General features: G+C 44.7%; 18 protein-coding genes and 1 other RNA gene. 9 read left to right on the forward strand and 10 right to left on the reverse strand.

The features are described from left to right. The first annotated feature begins 126 nt into the window (after positions 1-126). Together M5J74_RS22600 and M5J74_RS22605 are read left to right on the forward strand one after the other, a co-directional pair. Positions 127-861, forward strand: coding sequence for a cytochrome c biogenesis protein CcdA (locus M5J74_RS22600; protein ID WP_015156261.1), 735 nt, complete (start codon positions 127-129; stop codon positions 859-861). 65 nt (positions 862-926) lie between these two features. Then, a complete protein-coding gene (locus M5J74_RS22605) occupies positions 927-2297 on the forward strand; it encodes a cytochrome c biogenesis protein (protein ID WP_015156262.1) in 1371 nt (456 codons plus the stop codon). Positions 2298-2328: 31 nt separating this feature from the next. Here the strand turns inward: M5J74_RS22605 and M5J74_RS22610 are convergent, their stop codons facing one another. The 6 genes from M5J74_RS22610 to M5J74_RS22635 all read right to left on the reverse strand — a co-directional run bounded on the left by M5J74_RS22610 (position 2329) and on the right by M5J74_RS22635 (position 4991). Beyond that, positions 2329-2826 (reverse strand): pentapeptide repeat-containing protein, encoded by a 498-nt coding sequence (locus M5J74_RS22610; RefSeq protein WP_015156263.1) that lies wholly within the window; start codon positions 2824-2826, stop codon positions 2329-2331. 142 nt (positions 2827-2968) lie between these two features. Then, positions 2969-3355 carry a preQ(1) synthase gene (gene queF / locus M5J74_RS22615; protein WP_051033287.1) on the reverse strand — a complete coding sequence of 129 codons (387 nt, stop codon included), beginning with the start codon at positions 3353-3355 and terminating at the stop codon, positions 2969-2971. An 84-nt stretch (positions 3356-3439) separates the two neighbouring features. After that, positions 3440-3850, reverse strand: coding sequence for a hypothetical protein (locus M5J74_RS22620; RefSeq protein WP_250013308.1), 411 nt, complete (start codon positions 3848-3850; stop codon positions 3440-3442). Positions 3851-4062: 212 nt separating this feature from the next. Continuing rightward, positions 4063-4449, reverse strand: a complete 387-nt coding sequence (locus tag M5J74_RS22625) for a phasin family protein (protein WP_371934074.1) — start codon at positions 4447-4449, stop codon at positions 4063-4065. 24 nt (positions 4450-4473) lie between these two features. Further along, an RNA gene (gene ffs, locus M5J74_RS22630) (signal recognition particle sRNA small type) lies at positions 4474-4570 on the reverse strand. Positions 4571-4724: 154 nt separating this feature from the next. Beyond that, entirely contained in the window at positions 4725-4991 is a 267-nt protein-coding gene (locus M5J74_RS22635; protein ID WP_015156267.1) for a YciI family protein, read from the reverse strand. Between the two features lie 116 nt (positions 4992-5107). Here M5J74_RS22635 and M5J74_RS22640 point away from each other — a divergent pair, with 116 nt between their 5' ends. After that, a complete protein-coding gene (locus M5J74_RS22640; protein ID WP_015156268.1) occupies positions 5108-5674 on the forward strand; it encodes a 2'-5' RNA ligase family protein in 567 nt (188 codons plus the stop codon). Here the strand turns inward: M5J74_RS22640 and M5J74_RS22645 are convergent. Next, positions 5595-5918: a hypothetical protein gene (locus M5J74_RS22645; RefSeq protein ID WP_250013311.1), complete on the reverse strand. Its 324-nt coding sequence runs from the start codon at positions 5916-5918 to the stop codon at positions 5595-5597. The two genes, M5J74_RS22640 and M5J74_RS22645, sit on opposite strands and share 80 nt — an antisense overlap. Positions 5919-5930: 12 nt before the next feature. Between M5J74_RS22645 and M5J74_RS22650 the strand changes: the two genes are divergently transcribed. Then, on the forward strand, positions 5931-7280 hold the full coding sequence (locus tag M5J74_RS22650; protein WP_041462576.1) for a four-carbon acid sugar kinase family protein: 1350 nt from the start codon (positions 5931-5933) through the stop codon (positions 7278-7280). Positions 7281-7320: 40 nt separating this feature from the next. After that, on the forward strand, positions 7321-7770 hold the full coding sequence (locus M5J74_RS22655; protein WP_015156270.1) for a hypothetical protein: 450 nt from the start codon (positions 7321-7323) through the stop codon (positions 7768-7770). Positions 7771-7896: 126 nt separating this feature from the next. Here the strand turns inward: M5J74_RS22655 and psbA are convergent, their stop codons facing one another. Continuing rightward, complete coding sequence (gene psbA / locus M5J74_RS22660) at positions 7897-8979, reverse strand: photosystem II q(b) protein (RefSeq protein WP_015156271.1); 1083 nt, start codon at positions 8977-8979, stop codon at positions 7897-7899. Positions 8980-9356: 377 nt separating this feature from the next. Here psbA and cofG point away from each other — a divergent pair, with 377 nt between their 5' ends. From cofG to hflX, 4 genes are all read left to right on the forward strand, one after another. Continuing rightward, positions 9357-10334, forward strand: a complete 978-nt coding sequence (cofG, locus tag M5J74_RS22665; RefSeq protein ID WP_106218805.1) for a 7,8-didemethyl-8-hydroxy-5-deazariboflavin synthase subunit CofG — start codon at positions 9357-9359, stop codon at positions 10332-10334. An 18-nt stretch (positions 10335-10352) separates the two neighbouring features. Beyond that, complete coding sequence (locus M5J74_RS22670) at positions 10353-11681, forward strand: AAA family ATPase (protein WP_106218804.1); 1329 nt, start codon at positions 10353-10355, stop codon at positions 11679-11681. Continuing rightward, positions 11678-12952 (forward strand): tetratricopeptide repeat protein, encoded by a 1275-nt coding sequence (locus M5J74_RS22675; RefSeq protein ID WP_250013313.1) that lies wholly within the window; start codon positions 11678-11680, stop codon positions 12950-12952. The genes M5J74_RS22670 and M5J74_RS22675 overlap by 4 nt, the downstream gene beginning before the upstream one ends. Before the next feature lie 107 nt (positions 12953-13059). Continuing rightward, entirely contained in the window at positions 13060-14841 is a 1782-nt protein-coding gene (gene hflX, locus M5J74_RS22680; protein WP_106218802.1) for a GTPase HflX, read from the forward strand. A gap of 32 nt (positions 14842-14873) precedes the next feature. Here the strand turns inward: hflX and M5J74_RS22685 are convergent, their stop codons facing one another. Both M5J74_RS22685 and M5J74_RS22690 read right to left on the reverse strand, forming a co-directional pair. Continuing rightward, entirely contained in the window at positions 14874-15602 is a 729-nt protein-coding gene (locus M5J74_RS22685) for a TIGR04283 family arsenosugar biosynthesis glycosyltransferase (RefSeq protein WP_371934075.1), read from the reverse strand. Continuing rightward, positions 15599-16228 carry a TIGR04282 family arsenosugar biosynthesis glycosyltransferase gene (locus tag M5J74_RS22690; protein ID WP_106166396.1) on the reverse strand — a complete coding sequence of 210 codons (630 nt, stop codon included), beginning with the start codon at positions 16226-16228 and terminating at the stop codon, positions 15599-15601. The genes M5J74_RS22685 and M5J74_RS22690 overlap by 4 nt, the downstream gene beginning before the upstream one ends. Between the last annotated feature and the right edge of the window lie 282 nt (positions 16229-16510).

Below are 16510 nucleotides of genomic sequence, written 5' to 3' on the forward strand. Positions count from 1 at the left end.
TAAATAATTGCCAAAATTGTGGTATACTAGCGTTTTTTCCAGTCGGGCGATCGCCTCTAGCGCCAGGAAAAGACATGAATTAAGCTAAAATGCAAGCATAGTCAGCATTCCATCACGTAGCTGTCCATGCTGGAAACCATTCAAACTCAGCTCTACAAACTCGAACAATTTGCCGATCTCTTAGTCGCCGAGCAGTTATCGCATTTGGGCTGGGTCAGCATAGGTATTATCTTTACAGCAGGGTTGCTGACTAGTCTCACACCCTGTATGCTTTCCATGCTGCCCATCACCATCGGTTACATTGGTGGTTATGAAGCTAAAAGTCGCTGGCAAGCCGCAGCTCAATCAACATGGTTTGCGTTGGGATTAGCCACAACTTTAGCAGCCTTGGGAATAGTTGCGGCACTCGTAGGCAAAGTTTACGGTCAAGTTGGGATTGGTCTGCCAATTATTGTTAGCATCATCGCAATTTTGATGGGGCTGAATTTATTAGAAGCCTTACCCATACAACTACCATCGTTTGGGGGGATGGATTGGATTTCTAAAGATTTTCCCCCAGCTGTACGCTCCTATCTCATCGGTCTGACCTTTGGTTTAGTCGCCTCTCCCTGTAGCACCCCAGTGCTAGCAACGCTCCTTGCCTGGGTCACAACTACCCAAAATACCATTCTGGGAGCAGCGTTGTTACTGGCATACACCGCAGGCTACGTAACACCGCTGATCTTAGCTGGTACGTTCACCGCTAGCATTAAGAAGTTGTTAGAGTTGCGGCAGTGGTCGGGGTGGATTACCCCTGTGAGTGGGGCGTTACTGGTAGGATTTGGAGTGTTTTCGCTCTTATCTCGAATTCCACTGAGTTAATAGTTGTTTGTTAATTGTGACAAATGACAAATGACAAATGACAAATAACAAATGACAAACGACAAATGACTTTAGATAATTCTGCGACTAATTCAACACCGCGATCGCATTTAGGTAAATTTCTGCGTGCAGAACTCTTACCCATCCTCACAGATTTACGGTTGGCGATCGTCTTATTATTAGCGATCGCCTTCTTTAGCGCTAGCGGTACGGTAATAGAACAAGGACAATCAATCGAGTTTTACAAAGCTAACTATCCTACAGACCCAGCTTTATTTGGTTTCCTGAGTTGGAAAGTTATCTTAACTATAGGCTTAGACCACGTATATCGTACGTGGTGGTTTTTATCGTTACTGATTCTATTTGCTACCAGCCTCACAGCCTGTAGCTTTACCCGCCAGTTACCCGCTCTTAAAGCTGCTCGTAATTGGAAATTATACGACCAACCCCGCCAGTTTCAGAAATTGGCTTTGAGTGCAGAACTTGACAACGCTTCTCTTTCTTCTCTCACTCAATTGTTACAACAAAAGCGCTACCGTGTCTTTCAAGGCGAACAAGATAACTTATATGCCCGTAAAGGTATTGCAGGAAGAATTGGTCCAATTATCGTTCACATTGGTATTGTCATCATTTTAGCTGGGGCAATTTGGGGAGCGATGACGGGTTTTGTCGCTCAAGAAATGGTTCCTAGTGGTGAAAGCTTTCAAATACGTAACATCATTGATGCTGGTCCACTAGCAGCACCGCAAATTCCCAAAGATTTAGCTTTAAAAGTCAATCGCTTTTGGATCGATTACACTCCGACTGGTAGTATCGACCAATTTTATTCCGATATATCTGCACTCGATCGCCAGGGGCAAGAAGTCAAACGCAAGACTATATTTGTCAACCAACCTTTTCGCTACCGAGGCGTAACTTTTTATCAAACCGACTGGGGAATTGCAGCAATTCGGATTCGGTTTAATAACAGCCCAACCTTGCAGTTACCAATGGCAGCTTTAAATACCAATGGTAACGGTCGTTTGTGGGGAACATGGATTCCTACGAAAACAGATTTGAGTGAGGGCGTTTCTCTGCTAGCAAAAGATTTACAGGGAACGCTATTGATTTATGATGCCAAAGGTCAGTTAGTTGATACCCTGCGGGCGGGAATGGCTACCACTGTCAACGGTGTGACGCTGAGAATTGTCGAGGTGGTTGGCAGTACGGGCTTACAAATTAAAGCTGACCCTGGAATCCCCATTGTCTATGCAGGTTTTGGCTTGTTGATGTTGGGAGTTGTGATGAGTTATGTTTCCCACTCGCAAATTTGGGCTTTAGAAAAAGACGGTCATTTTTATGTTGGTGGCAGAACCAATCGAGCGCAGGTGGCTTTTGAGCGAGAAATGCTAGAAATTCTAGACCAACTCACCCAAAAACAGGAGATTAAATTGTAGAGATGTTCTATCAATCTTCTCTACAAACTTCTTAGGAACATCCCAGAGATTCGCGGGTATCAACTCCGGTAACGGGATTAACCCCACTAGCGTACTCGCACAACTGCACCACTTGTTCTCGATCTAGCACGGCTTCGCTAAAATCTGCACCCGTCACTTTTGCTCCCTTAAAGTTCGATCGCAACATCATGGCTGATGTCAAAATTGCATCGCTCAGGTCTGCTGCTGATAAATCGCTGAGATAGGCAATACCATAGCTGAAGTCAACGCCGTGCAAGTTAGCTTTGCGCAAAACCGCACTATTAAAAACCGCCCCTCGCAAGTCAGCGCTACTAAAATTAGCCTCTGCAAGCTTAGTATTATTAAACTCTGCTCTGACTAAATTTTGACCGGAATAATCTTTAGTCTGAACTTGCACGTCATCGTAGGCTCGGATGGCTGCGGAACTGGCAGCTTGAGCAGGTAAAGGCAAGGTGACAAAGACAAGTAAGGCGATCGCTATTCCCAGAAAATACCGAAATCCACGCATGGCAAGCTGAATGAGTCAGTTACAGAACTGCATCAAAAGTAACATTATTTAACTTTATTTTCTCGATTCTGCGGAAAGATTTTTCTTGCAGGAGCCAGGAGTCAGAATGCGGATTAGATCTACTCCAGGCTCTATCTGGTAATTAAGCAGACTTTTGGTGGTGTACCTCAATAACTGTATGTACGTTACCACGGGGGGCAAAATCACCTTTGATATGGGCTTCTAAAGGATCGCAAGCTGCTACAAAGTCATCGAGAATCTGATTGACGCTCTCTTCGTGAGAAATGTAGCGATCGCGATAGCTATTAATATAAAGTTTAATAGCTTTTAGCTCCACTACCCGTTCGTCAGGGACGTATGTAATGTTAATCGTGGCAAAATCAGGATAGCCAGAAAAAGGACACTTACAGGTAAATTCCGGCAGAGTAATGTGGATCTCGTACCGTCGTCCAATCCGTGGGTTGGGAAATGTAATTAGCTTTCCCTCAGCAATCTGGCGTTCGCCGTACTTGATTTCCTCTACTGACATTTCTGCTGCTGACTGTGATGTGAGATCGGGGGAAGGTTTCAAGATTGACTCAAATTTTGGGTTCTTTGTAATACAATATTACACTTAAAAGTCAAACTCTTCTGCTTCCCAATCCGGGCAATTGCTATCGTCCCAACCGTAGGGATGCATGGCACAGACCATGAGATTGCCACCATAAACTTGTCCGTGGTAATGCTGGCAACCCATACAAGCGGGATGTTGTTGTGGAGTAGGTTCGACTGAATAAGGAAAAGAGATTTCCGAATCGTCCATCAAGTCATCCAGATGCCAATATGAATCGAGATCCACATCGTCATTTAAATCGGCTAGATATTGCTCGACCTCGGTAACGATCGTATTGTGGAGATGCTCGGAAAACTCTCCCGATAGCTCAAACAGAGTTTCCACAGTTGTCGTCACTTCCAGAAACAACCGTTCTACTTCGTCCACTGCCGTTTCGATCAATTCCAAGAAATCTTTTTGCCACTTTTCCATAGTTTTATGGGGGCGATCCACTCTAGTTGCAGTCTCAATCTTGATGTTTGAATAAAGTTGGATAGCACTTAACTGTCCAATCTATTTCGCAATCTATTTACTTATAGATCTAAAAATTCTATTTTGAACGGTTATTCAAGGCGATCGCAGTTGAATCGAAATAAATATTAATTAACGACCGACAAACTCGTGGGTCATATAATCTAATCTATCTATTCCCGTTGCAGTCGTCTGAGTTCATCTTGCAGTTTTTGTACCTGCTCGCGTAACCGATCTACATTATCATCGCCAGCAGTTTGAGTCGTTGGGGTTGTGGGATTTTCTTCATCATCGGACAGAATTTCAATCCGACGCGGTTCGCTAGAAGCTTTACTCTCATCTACTTCAGTTGGTGGCTGTTGAGCTTGCCTCATCAAGTCATCCACGTACCGCTTTGCTTCATCAGCGGTCATCTCACCCTTCGCTACTAGCTCATCTGCCAGTTTTTGAGCCTGCGATCGCAGTTCTGCTAGCTTACCTGTCGCCTTCTCGCTGGCATAAGAAGCTAATCCAACGCCGAGATAAAACGCTTTTTGCACGATATCCCCTAAACCAGGCATGGCTGCAATTGCTCCCATAAACTAGGCGACTCGGAGACCACGCCTATCACAAGCATCCCGTATTGCTGCTACCTTCCGGTTCTGACAAGGTTTGGGCGTTGAGATCGCGTAGATCCGAGTCTTTTTTATCATAGCAGTTTTTAGTGCGTGGTGAGTGGTAAGTGGTGAAGTGGGCGGTTGCGGAGGGAACCTCCGCAATTAAGTCGTGTCGTGGTACGTGAAAATACCTCTTGCCAATTACCCATTACCCATTACCAACTACCAACTACCGATTATCATTCAACGACAATCCGCCATTCGTATAGTTCGTATTTAACACAACTAGATTTTACGAGTGGGTCTTGAGCCACAATTGCTTCAGCCTCAGTCATGGAGTTTGCCTGAAACAGCATCATTCCGCCACCCAAACACCCCCAATAACCAGTTTTGGCTTGGTGTCCTCGATCGATTAAATCGCGAACGTAAGCTTTATGGGCGGGTACGTGTTGGTCAAAAATAGTTTTGTCAACTATGCCTTTTTCAATCTTGACAAACCAAGGCATTCACGCTCATCCTCTAAACTTCTAAACTTAAATATGAATATGTAACATTTAGTATTTTCAACTGCGATCGCCAAAATTTTAACTTCACATAACTTTAAAGTACATTTCAAACAACCTTGAATACCGAAACCAGTTTATTCTTTGTTGCTCTACTACCTCCACTAGATATTCAAGACTATGCCACCCAGATTAAACAATATTTTGCCACGCAGTATCACAGCCGCGCCGCCCTAAAATCTCCACCCCACATAACTTTGCAACCTCCGTTTAGGTGGTTAAATGCGAATACACCCGCTTCCGCTTTAGAAGAGTGTTTGCAAGAGTTTGCTCGCGATCGCGCCTCAATTCCAATTACGCTCAATGGTTTTGCAGCGTTCCCTCCGCGCGTAATCTATATAGACGTGGTGCGATCGGCTGAATTACTGGCTTTACAAGCCGATTTGATGGCACAATTAGCAGCAAAATTAGGAATTGTCGATCGCGTATCCAAAACCCGCCCCTTTGCACCCCACATGACGGTAGGGTTTAAAGACTTAACCAGACAAAACTTTCGCTTAGCATGGCAAGAATTTCAGCCGCGACAACTCTACTTTGAGTTTACGGCTAGCTGTTTAACGCTACTGCGACACGACGGCAAAAAGTGGCAGATTCAATCGGAATTTGGTTTTGGTGGTAATGGGTAATGGGTAATTGGTAGTTGGTAGTTGCGTGGTGCGTGAAGAAGGGGTGTGGGGTGTGAATGCATGAATGCGTGAATTCTCCCTTGTCCCCCTTGTCCCCCTTGTCCCCCTTGTCCCCCTTGTCCCCCTTGTCCCCCTTGTCCCCCTTGTCCCCTCGTCCCCTTGTCCCCCTTGTCCCCTCGTCCCCTTGTCCCTGCTCCCTACTCGTGCGCTCCCTCAAAAAATGAGACAATAACAAGGGCAGCACTCAATGTCAAACATGGCAACCAAACCGAAAATTATTGTCCTTGATGACGATCCTACAGGCTCTCAAACCGTCCACAGTTGCTTGTTGCTAACGCGGTGGGATGTCGATACTTTGCGGCTGGGGTTGCAAGATGACGCACCAATTTTCTTCGTGCTGACAAATACGCGATCGCTACCTCCTGATAAAGCTGCAACTGTGACTAAGGAAGTCTGCCACAATTTAAAACTAGCTTTGGCAGCGGAGGAAATTGTAGATTTTCTCATCGTCAGTCGTTCTGATTCTACATTACGGGGACATTACCCGATTGAAACTGACGCGATCGCTGACGAACTGGGACCTTTTGACGCGCATTTTCTAGTTCCAGCTTTTTTTGAAGGCGGACGAGTCACCCGCGATAGCGTGCATTACTTAATTGTGGATGGCGTTCCCACTCCAGTTCATGAAACCGAATTTGCGCGCGATTCTGTCTTTGGTTATACATACAGTTATTTACCTGACTATGTGGAAGAAAAGACCAAAGGACGCATTTCTACACTCTCAGTAGAAAGATTTTTACTTTCGGATATTCGCAGTGGTACAGATATTACGAATAATTTCTCCACTTTAGAAAGATTAATGCAGCTCCAGGGAAATCGATGCGTTGTCGTTGATGCAGAGACGCAAGACGATCTCAATCGCTTTGCTACCAACGTCCTCAACGCCGCTAGCCAGGGAAAGCGCTTTTTGTTTCGCAGTGCAGCTAGCTTATTGACGGCTTTAGCGGCTCTACCAACTCAACCGGTTCCTGCTGAAGCGATGTCTCGATATGTACGGGGTGGAAAGCCAGGTGCAGTCATCGTTGGTTCTCATGTCAAGAAAACAACTCAACAGTTAGAAAGGTTGCTGCAAGAACCGGATATTGTCGGTATTGAAGTCGATGTAGCTCATTTGTTAGAAGATTCGACAACTCAAAAACACCAATTACGCGATCGCACTTTAGAAAAGATTAACTCCGTTCACAACTCTGGAAAAACTCCAGTTGTTTATACTAGCCGTAAAGAATTAGTCTTTCCAGATATGCAAACTCGCCTGCAATTTGGCGCGGATGTTTCAGCTCTGTTGATGGATATAGTCAAAGGTTTACCGTCAGACATTGGGTTTTTAATTAGCAAGGGTGGAATCACTTCCAACGATGTTTTAAGTGACGGACTCGCCCTGACTTCTGCGCGATTATTGGGGCAAATTTTAGCTGGTTGCTCGATGGTACGCACACCAGTCGATCATCCACAATTTCCTAATCTACCTGTAGTTTTATTTCCTGGGAATGTTGGCAATACCGATGCGTTAGCCACAATTTATCGCCGTCTGGTAACGGTAACTTAAAAGAACGAAGCATTACATCTCAGCGCCAGATTTAGCGACAGTGAAGCGAATTATTCTTTCTCTAGCAGCATTAACTTTTATCGCAGCTGCAATAGCCCTATTGAACGGCTCGATTCTACCCAGAAAGCCTGACGAGGTATCGCGATGTCCGCGCGAAGCCTTGACGAGATCTGATACTAAGAGCGATCGCATACATCCCGAAAAAGTCGTCGTCAGACCCTGGAAAGGTCGGCATCAAGTCTATGCTATTTTTGTACTCCCTGATGACTATGAGATAGACAATGCTGTTGTCGTCAGCATTGAGGGAGAGATGACTTACTGTGCTAGTAAACCCGCCAGAGTTAAAGTAGATGAATTTCAAGGAGTCTATGCCAAACCTGGAGAAGATATATTTGTCGCACGCTTCAGAACTCGAACCGCTAGTTGGCTGATTGCCCAAGGTAAAGTAGAAGCACTAAAACAACCGCACAACTGGAGTTTGAGGAAATAAAAATCGCCTGCTCGTGCGCTCCCTACTCCCTGCTATATAAATAAAAAGCACCCCTCAACTCTGAAAGGCGCTCTTTACATTTATGGAGAGACACGAGCGATCGCATCTCGGCTATTAGCTATTGAATTAACCGTTGATAACAGGAGCGGTTAAGGCAACTGGAGTAGCTTCACCACTAGCCAAGTCGAGTGGGAAGTTGTGAGCGTTACGCTCGTGCATCACTTCCATACCCAGGTTAGCGCGGTTGAGTACGTCAGCCCAGGTGTTAACTACGCGACCTTGGGAATCAAGCACAGATTGGTTGAAGTTGAAGCCGTTGAGGTTGAACGCCATGGTGCTGATCCCTAATGCAGTGAACCAGATACCGACGACGGGCCAAGCACCTAAGAAGAAGTGTAAGGAACGGCTGTTATTGAAGGAAGCATATTGGAAGATCAGACGACCGAAGTAGCCGTGTGCGGCAACGATGTTGTAGGTTTCTCCTTCTTGACCGAATTTGTAACCGTAGTTTTGAGATTCGGTTTCGGTAGTTTCGCGTACCAGAGAAGAGGTAACGAGAGAACCGTGCATTGCACAGAATAGAGAACCACCAAATACAGCTGCTACACCTAACTGGTGGAAGGGGTGCATCAGGATGTTGTGTTCGGCTTGGAACACCAACATGAAGTTGAAAGTTCCAGAGATCCCCAGAGGCATTCCATCAGAGAAGGAACCTTGTCCGAGTGGGTAGATTAAGAAAACTGCGGTAGCAGAAGCTAAAGGAGCGCTGTAAGCGACGCAGATCCAAGGGCGCATACCCAGGCGGTAGGACAACTCCCACTGACGACCCATGTAGCAGAAACAACCGATCAAGAAGTGGAAGATTACCAGTTGGTAAGGACCACCGTTGTATAGCCACTCATCTAAAGAAGCAGCTTCCCAGATCGGATAGAAGTGTAAACCGATCGCGTTAGAAGAAGGCACAACTGCACCAGAGATGATGTTGTTGCCGTAAATTAATGAACCTGCAACGGGTTCGCGGATGCCATCAATGTCTACTGGAGGAGCAGCAACGAAAGCAATGATGAAGCAGATGGTAGCGGATAGCAACGTAGGAATCATCAATACACCGAACCAACCTACATAAATGCGGTTTTCAGTGCTGGTGATCCAGTTGCAGAACCGATCCCACAGGCTGGAGCTGCGCTCGCGCTGTAATGTGGTTGTCATAGTTCTATAATTGCTGGTTTGAACTGTTAATGAACTGATAATTAAATTTTAGGCAGTATGTTTACCACCTGTATTGAAGATTAACGTTAGGAATTGATTTTTGTAAAGGTTTTTTAGTTTAATTTTTGTTTTTTCGGCAATGAAAGAGCGAGAATGGCAAATTACAGTAATAGCTACAATTTTTGTAAATTTATATTTAATCGACTGAAGAATTTTTAACTCTTCTTTACATCAAGTTCTCCGGATTGATTGTATCTAAATATAAAAATGAGTATAAATAATTTAATGAAGAAATGTTAATTACAAATTGGTAGTTGGTTATTAGTTGTTGGCTGACTGATAACTGCTGCCTACTCCCTACTCCCTACTCCCTGATTATGACTGGTACTGTCACCTATAGCCCTGCTTATACCTTAGTTCCAACTTACGAATGCTTTAATCGCTGTAGTTACTGCAACTTTCGTACCGCTCCCGGTCAAAGTCCTTGGATGGCATTAGAATCAGCAGCAAAGATTCTGAGGGGACTGCAAAAGCAAGGCGTATGCGAGATCTTGATTTTAAGCGGTGAAGTACATCCGCGATCGCCCCGTCGAAATGCTTGGTTTGAAAGAATTTACCAGTTGTGCGAACTTGCTTTGAAGCTGGGTTTTTTACCCCATACCAATGCTGGACCATTAAGTTTTGCGGAAATGGAACGCCTCAAAAGCGTGAATGTTTCGATGGGATTGATGTTGGAACAATTGACACCAGAATTGTTAAAAACGGTACATCAACATGCACCTAGTAAAATGCCCCAATTGAGATTGCAACAATTAGAATGGGCGGGAAAATTACAGATTCCGTTTACGACTGGGTTATTACTAGGAATAGGAGAAACCAAAACAGATTGGTGGGATACATTAGAGGCGATCGCATCATTACACCAACGTTGGGGACACATTCAAGAAGTCATTTTGCAGCCTCACAGTCCTGGGAGTCAGCAAAGCTTCGACGCACCAGCTTTTAACCCGCATCAACTGCCAGAAGTTATTACTCAAGCCAGAGAAATTTTACCTTCAGATATTACGATTCAAATTCCCCCGAATTTAGTACTAGATCCGCAATGGTTATTAGCCTGTATAGAAGCTGGTGCTAGAGATTTAGGCGGAATTAGTCCTAAAGATGAAGTTAACCCCGATTATCCTCATCTTTCTGCACCAAAATTAATCAAAATTCTAGAACCCGCCGGATGGCAACTCGTACCGCGACTACCTGTATATTCTCAATATGACAACTGGCTGACACCACAGTTGCAAATGGCTGTGAAACAATGGCGAACAGAATTTTCCCAGAATTTAGCCTTAAAATTGCTCTGAGCTATAAGTTTTGAGTTTATGGTACAGAAGTCCTTAATTGACAACCTTTACAACGCTTTTCACCCGTTTCAACCATTAGCCGCAGGCGACCCGACTTATGTTGATTGTCGGGAAGTGCGAGGGGATGGAGATATTCTCGTAGATTTGGGTATCCGGCTTCAGCGTTCTGACCAGAAAACCTGTCAGCTTTATTCTGGTCATCGGGGTGCTGGGAAATCTACAGAGTTGCTGAGGTTGAAGCAAGATTTAGAGCAGCAGAATTTTTACGTTGTCTATTTTGCCGCCGATGAGGAAGATATTGAAGCAAAGGACGCTCAGTATACTGATATTCTCCTCGCCTGTACCCGCCATATTTTAGAAGATCTGAAAAATAGTGCCGATCCTAATCCACTGTTGAACTGGTTGAAAAGCCGCTGGCAAGAATTAAGGGATTTAGCACTGACTGACGTATCGCTTGAGAAGATGAGTGTTGAGGGACAAATTTCTCAATTTGCCAAGCTAACTGCAAATTTAAGAGCGGAACCAACACTGCGCCACAAAATTCGGGAGAAAGTCAATCCTCAGACTGATACCTTAATTAAGGTTTTGAATCAGTTTCTATCAGAAGCGAAAAAGCACCTACCGAATGGTTGTACTCAGCTAGCCGTGATAGTGGATAATTTAGACCGGATTGCACCAATTATCCAAGAAAACGGAGAAACCAACCATGAAGAAATTTTTATCAACCGTAGCGAACAACTAACAGATTTAGATTGCCACTTAATTTATACTGTCCCCATATCACTAGTTTACTCCCGCCGCAGTAGCGACTTGAGAGAAATTTATAGCGATACTCAAGTTTTGCCTATGGTTATGGTGCGAACTGACGCTGGAGAAATCTACAATCCAGGACTAGAGAAAATCAAAGAAGTGATTTGTAGGCGAGTTGAGCAGTTTGCACCAAATTTATCTTTGGAAACGGAAATTTTTGATAGTTCAGAAACTTTAAACCAACTCTGTCTGATGAGTGGAGGTCATGTAAGGAATTTGCTATTGTTAACTCAAGACGCGATCGGACGCACGCAAGAGTTACCAATTTCTGTGCAAGCAGTACGACGAGCAGTTACTCAAGCACGAGATACCTACCGTCGAACAGTGGAACAGGAACAATGGGATTTGTTGGCTGAAGTTTTTCGTTCTAAACGTGTAGTCAACGATGATAAGTACAGAAGTTTGTTGTTTAATCGCTGTCTTCTAGAATATCGTTATGTGGATGATGAGGGCGAGATTAGGCGCTGGTGCGATGTTCATCCGTTGATTAAAGGAATTGAAGAATTTAAAGAAGCTGTGGCGCAGAATCAGCCATGACATCAGAATCAATTAATTGGGACGAAGATTTATTTTCCGAACCAGAGGAAGAATATCAAGCCTTAGTACGCACTTTGAGGCGCAAAAAAGGCTTTGGTTTGTTCTTTGTCCGGTGTTCGCCTGCTGAAGGCGATCGCTTGGTTGTAAGAGTTAAAGCAGATCTTTCCCAGAAAAAAGTTGAATTTTTGGAATTTGATAAACCAATTGATAATTTATATGAAATTGTTGCTAAATTACCAAATAGAGAGCAAATAAATATATTATTTATCCAAGGGTTAGAGCATTCATTCTATGAATATGAAAATCTAAATTTCGGTGAAAACAGCGATCGCTATAACTATAACTGGAAAGGCGTACCGCAAATTTTAAATCACTTAAACCAGCAACGAGAGAGATTTAGAGACGACTTTAATAATATCTGTTTTGTTTTTCTCTTACGTTCATTTTCCATAAAATATTTTATTCGCCGCGCTCCAGATTTTTTCGATTGGCGCTCTGGAGTATTTGAATTTTCTACAAATATAAAAATCATAGAGCAAGAATCGTCGCGTATTCTATTCGAAGGAGATTATCAGAAATATCTTGCCCTAACTCGTGAAGAACGAATTCAAAGGATTATAGAAATTCAGGAGCTACTTGAAGAAGATTGGACATCCAGTAATAAAGTTAGTTTACTGTTTAAACTAGGGAATCTACAACTTACTGCAAACAAATATCAAGAAGCGATCGCAACTTTTGATCGAGTATTAAAAATCAAACCAAATTCTATAAGGGCTTGGAACTATCGCGGCTATGCACTGAATAATTTAGGACGTTATGAAGAGGCAATTGCATCTTACGACCGAGCCATAGAAATCAATCCAAATTATGACATTTCTTGGAACAATCGCGGCTATATCCTGAATGATTTAGAGCGTTATCAAGAGGCAATTGCATCTTGCGACCGAGCTATACAAATCAATCCAAATTATGACAGGGCTTGGTACAATCGCAGCAATGCACTGAGAAATTTAGGACGTTATGAAGAGGCGATCGCATCTTTTGACCGAGCCATAGAAATCAATCCAAATTATGACAGTGCTTGGTATTGCAAAGCTTGCTGTTATACCTTACAAGGAAACCTGGAGCAAGCAATTGAAAATTTGCAACGGGCAATTGAGCTAAATCCCGAAAAATATCGGCAAATGGCAAAAAATGACCCAACTTTTGATGCCATTCGGGAAGATGAGCGGTTTCAGAAACTAATTCAGGGGATAAGCGAAGAAAATTGATTGTCAACCGTCTTCACGAAGTGTAGCGAAGCGTTTACTGTCAACAGTCAAAGAACAACAAGCTTTTTGTAGAATAGTAATGAAGCACTCAGAGGATAAAAAAGCCTATCGAGACTATCTACGGCAACTTACAGGGTCTAAAGTCTAGCCAACTGAAGCAACTAGCTAAACTTTACCACCAACGCTTACCAGGCGATCGCCTCACTACGCCTGAATTTGCCCAAAGGCTAGCGGCAATTAGTAGCGATATTAACCAGCCAGTCTGTGTTTATATTAACCGTCGCGGACAAGCGATCAGAGTCGGAGTAGGGACACCCAGACAAACTCAGATCCCGCCTTTAGAATTGCCCCGCTACGGCGCAGAAAGACTCAGTGGTATTCGCTGCATTGCCACACAGCTTAAGCCAGAGCCACCAAACGAAGCCGCGCTAACATCAATGGCGCTGCAAAGACTAGATGCATTAGTAACGCTCAACATTACCAGTGCTGGCTTTGAAAAGCGGGGTGGCGGAGTCACGGGATACGTGAAAGAAGCTTATTTGTCACATTTAGTACCCAGCACCAGTATAGAATCTCCACTCCCGTACGGGCGGGATTCTAAACCCGCCCCTACTGACTCCGTACGGGCACACAGCGGTGCGCCCCTACCGACTCTCCAAACCGCTTGGAGCATATCCCCACCTCTAAGTTTAGACAGCCTCACCAAACAAGATTTTCTCGACTTGGTAGAAGGATTAGAAGCGGAGTTCGGACGAGAATTTGTCGGTCAGCAAGTCGATACAGACCGCGATCGCGTGTTATTAGTTGGAGTAGTAACGGATAATGCTGCGGCACGAGAATTTCAAGACCGTTTGGCGGAATTGGGACGCTTAGTAGAAACAGCTGGCGGCGAAGTGTTGCAGGTAGTACAACAAAAACGCCCTCACATTCATCCTCAAACAGTGGTGGGTGCGGGAAAAGTGCAAGAAATTGCCCTCACAGCCCAAACTTTGGGAGCCAACTTGATTGTATTCGATCGCGATCTTTCTCCCGCCCAAGTGCGTAACTTGGAAATCCAAATTGGGATTAGAGTCGTCGATCGCACTGAAGTTATCTTAGATATCTTTGCCCAACGCGCCCAGTCACGAGCGGGTAAATTGCAAGTCGAACTCGCCCAATTAGAATACATGCTGCCCCGTCTGACGGGTAGAGGTCAAGCCATGTCTCGATTGGGTGGTGGGATTGGAACTCGCGGTCCTGGGGAAACAAAATTAGAAACTGAACGACGGGCAATTAGTCGTCGCATATCACGACTGCAACAAGAAGTCAACCAACTCCAAGCTCATCGATCGCGACTGCGTCAACAGCGCCAACACCAAGAAGTCCCCTCAATCGCCTTAGTTGGTTATACCAATGCTGGTAAATCGACATTGTTAAATGCTTTAACAAATGCTGAAGTCTATACTGCCGACCAGCTATTTGCTACCCTCGACCCGACGACACGCCGTCTAGTCATTACGGATGCGGATACAGGTACGCCGCAAGAGATTGTCCTGACAGATACAGTAGGATTCATTCACGAACTACCCGCATCGCTAATGGATGCTTTTCGGGCAACATTAGAAGAAGTGACGGAAGCCGATGCTTTACTCCACGTCGTGGACTTATCCCATCCAGCTTGGCAAAGTCAAATCCGTGCCGTGATGGGCATCTTGTCAGAAATGCCCGTTACTCCAGGTCCAATTTTATTGGCACTGAATAAAATTGACCAAGCCGATAGCGATACTCTAGCGCTGGCGCAATCTGAATTTCCTCAAGCTGTCTTTATTTCCGCCGAAAACCGTTTGGGTTTGGAAACCCTGCGACAACGGTTGCTTCAGTTAGCTAAATACGCGGTGACAACTGTGTAATTAGTTGACCGTCACCTGTCAACTGTCAACTGTCAACTACTAACTTTTCCACGATACCAAGCGGCAATCTTTTTAGGTGAAACGCCTAACAAATAAGCAATAATTGCAATTTGATTTTTGAGTGTAGTTTGGCAAACACCTTGTTTGAGCCAGCGACGGGGAGAGGTAATGACGGGTGCAGGCACAATAACGATGCGTCCATTGCATTTTAAGCGTCGCACCAGTTCAAAATCTTCCATCATTGGTAAATCGGGGAATTGACCCAACTGATGAAATAAAGACGATCTTAAAAAAATAGCTTGATCGCCGTAAGGCATTTGCAGAAGTCGCGATCGCCAATTGACTCCCCATTCAATTAACCGCAAGCTACTTAAAGGCGAATCAATTTGTAATCGAAAAGCTCCCGCGATCGCGTGAGGTTTTACGAGTGCAGCGCGTACCATCACATCAAACCCAAGTGGTAGAAGCGTATCGGCATGGAGAAACAGGAGAATTTCTCCCGTAGCTGCGGCTGCACCCAGATTCATTTGTTTAGCACGTCCTTTGGGAATAGACAACACTTTGGCTCCCCAACCAGATGCGATCGCCACAGTATCATCTTGGCTGCCACCATCCGCGACGATAACTTCTACATTTGTCCCTGTTTGCGTGCTAGCTAAAGTTTTTTCAATTGGGCGTGCTTCATTCACCGCTGGAATAATAATTGAAATTCTTTCTTCCTTGTCTCTCTTGTCTCCCCCCTCTCCCTTGTCTCCCCTCACGATCTCTGCTCCCAAATATACAGATCTTCAGGGCGATCGACATCTGGTAGTTGGGGTAAGTAAGCAACAGATAGATTTAACCGTTTGGCGATCGCAACTGTTTGAGGCAAGACTTCAGGCGATCCCCAATTAATCCTGACAAATAACTCTGGAATAAAACGACGCAGACCGAGTAGATAGTAACCGCCATCGACAGCCGGACCAAGAACGAGATCGTTAGCCCACTGTAACTGGTTAAAAGCTTCTGCTAGTATCTCTACATTTAACCCAGGACAATCAGTGCCGATAATTACAGCACAGTCAGCACCATCATGAAATGTAGTGGCAAGCGATCGCGCCATGCGAGTCCCGAGATCTCCCTCTCCTTGGACTGTATAAATTAAGTCATTTCCCAACCACCGCATCATCAAATTTGAGTTTCCACCAGCAAAACAAACTTCTACCCTGACAGAACGTTGTGCTTGCAGTCGCTTCACCTGCGTCAGGGTATGCTCGGTCATCTGGCGATGCAATAAAGCTGCTTTTTCCGCACCTAAAGCTGGGATCAGTCTTGTTTTTGTCTTCCCTGGTTCAGGGTAGCGGGTGAAAATAATTAAACTTTCTCGGATAATTCTAGTAGCGTTCACAGAACAAAACTTTACAGTTATCAGTTATCAGTTGTCAGCGAACAGGGTATGGGGAATTGGTAGTTGGTAGTTGGTAGTTGATTGTTTTTCTCCCTCAGCTCCCGATCGCTCCCTCAGCTCTCTTCTCTCCCTTGTCCCCCTTGTCCCCCTTGTCCCCCTTGTCCCCCTGCTCCCTGCTCCCTGCTCCCTGCTCTCCCTCAGCTCTCTTCCTCCAGCCCCTAGCCCCTAGCCCCTAGCCCCTTGTAAAATGTAACAGCTTCGGTACATTTTAACTGAGAGTAT

It is taken from the genome of Chroococcidiopsis sp. CCNUC1 (assembly GCF_023546805.1).
Classification (GTDB): domain Bacteria; phylum Cyanobacteriota; class Cyanobacteriia; order Cyanobacteriales; family Chroococcidiopsidaceae; genus Chroococcidiopsis; species Chroococcidiopsis thermalis.

Excerpts from the sequence above, each read along its gene's own strand:
- M5J74_RS22600 (WP_015156261.1), top strand. The coding sequence starts at position 127 with ATGCTGGAAACCATTCAAACTCAGCTCTACAAACTCGAACAATTTGCC.
- M5J74_RS22605 (WP_015156262.1), top strand. The coding sequence starts at position 927 with ATGACTTTAGATAATTCTGCGACTAATTCAACACCGCGATCGCATTTA.
- M5J74_RS22610 (WP_015156263.1), bottom strand. The coding sequence starts at position 2,826 with ATGCGTGGATTTCGGTATTTTCTGGGAATAGCGATCGCCTTACTTGTC.
- queF (WP_051033287.1), bottom strand. The coding sequence starts at position 3,355 with ATGTCAGTAGAGGAAATCAAGTACGGCGAACGCCAGATTGCTGAGGGA.
- M5J74_RS22620 (WP_250013308.1), bottom strand. The coding sequence starts at position 3,850 with ATGGAAAAGTGGCAAAAAGATTTCTTGGAATTGATCGAAACGGCAGTG.
- M5J74_RS22625 (WP_371934074.1), bottom strand. The coding sequence starts at position 4,449 with ATGCCTGGTTTAGGGGATATCGTGCAAAAAGCGTTTTATCTCGGCGTT.
- M5J74_RS22635 (WP_015156267.1), bottom strand. The coding sequence starts at position 4,991 with ATGCCTTGGTTTGTCAAGATTGAAAAAGGCATAGTTGACAAAACTATT.
- M5J74_RS22650 (WP_041462576.1), top strand. The coding sequence starts at position 5,931 with ATGGCAACCAAACCGAAAATTATTGTCCTTGATGACGATCCTACAGGC.
- psbA (WP_015156271.1), bottom strand. The coding sequence starts at position 8,979 with ATGACAACCACATTACAGCGCGAGCGCAGCTCCAGCCTGTGGGATCGG.
- cofG (WP_106218805.1), top strand. The coding sequence starts at position 9,357 with ATGACTGGTACTGTCACCTATAGCCCTGCTTATACCTTAGTTCCAACT.
- M5J74_RS22670 (WP_106218804.1), top strand. The coding sequence starts at position 10,353 with ATGGTACAGAAGTCCTTAATTGACAACCTTTACAACGCTTTTCACCCG.
- M5J74_RS22675 (WP_250013313.1), top strand. The coding sequence starts at position 11,678 with ATGACATCAGAATCAATTAATTGGGACGAAGATTTATTTTCCGAACCA.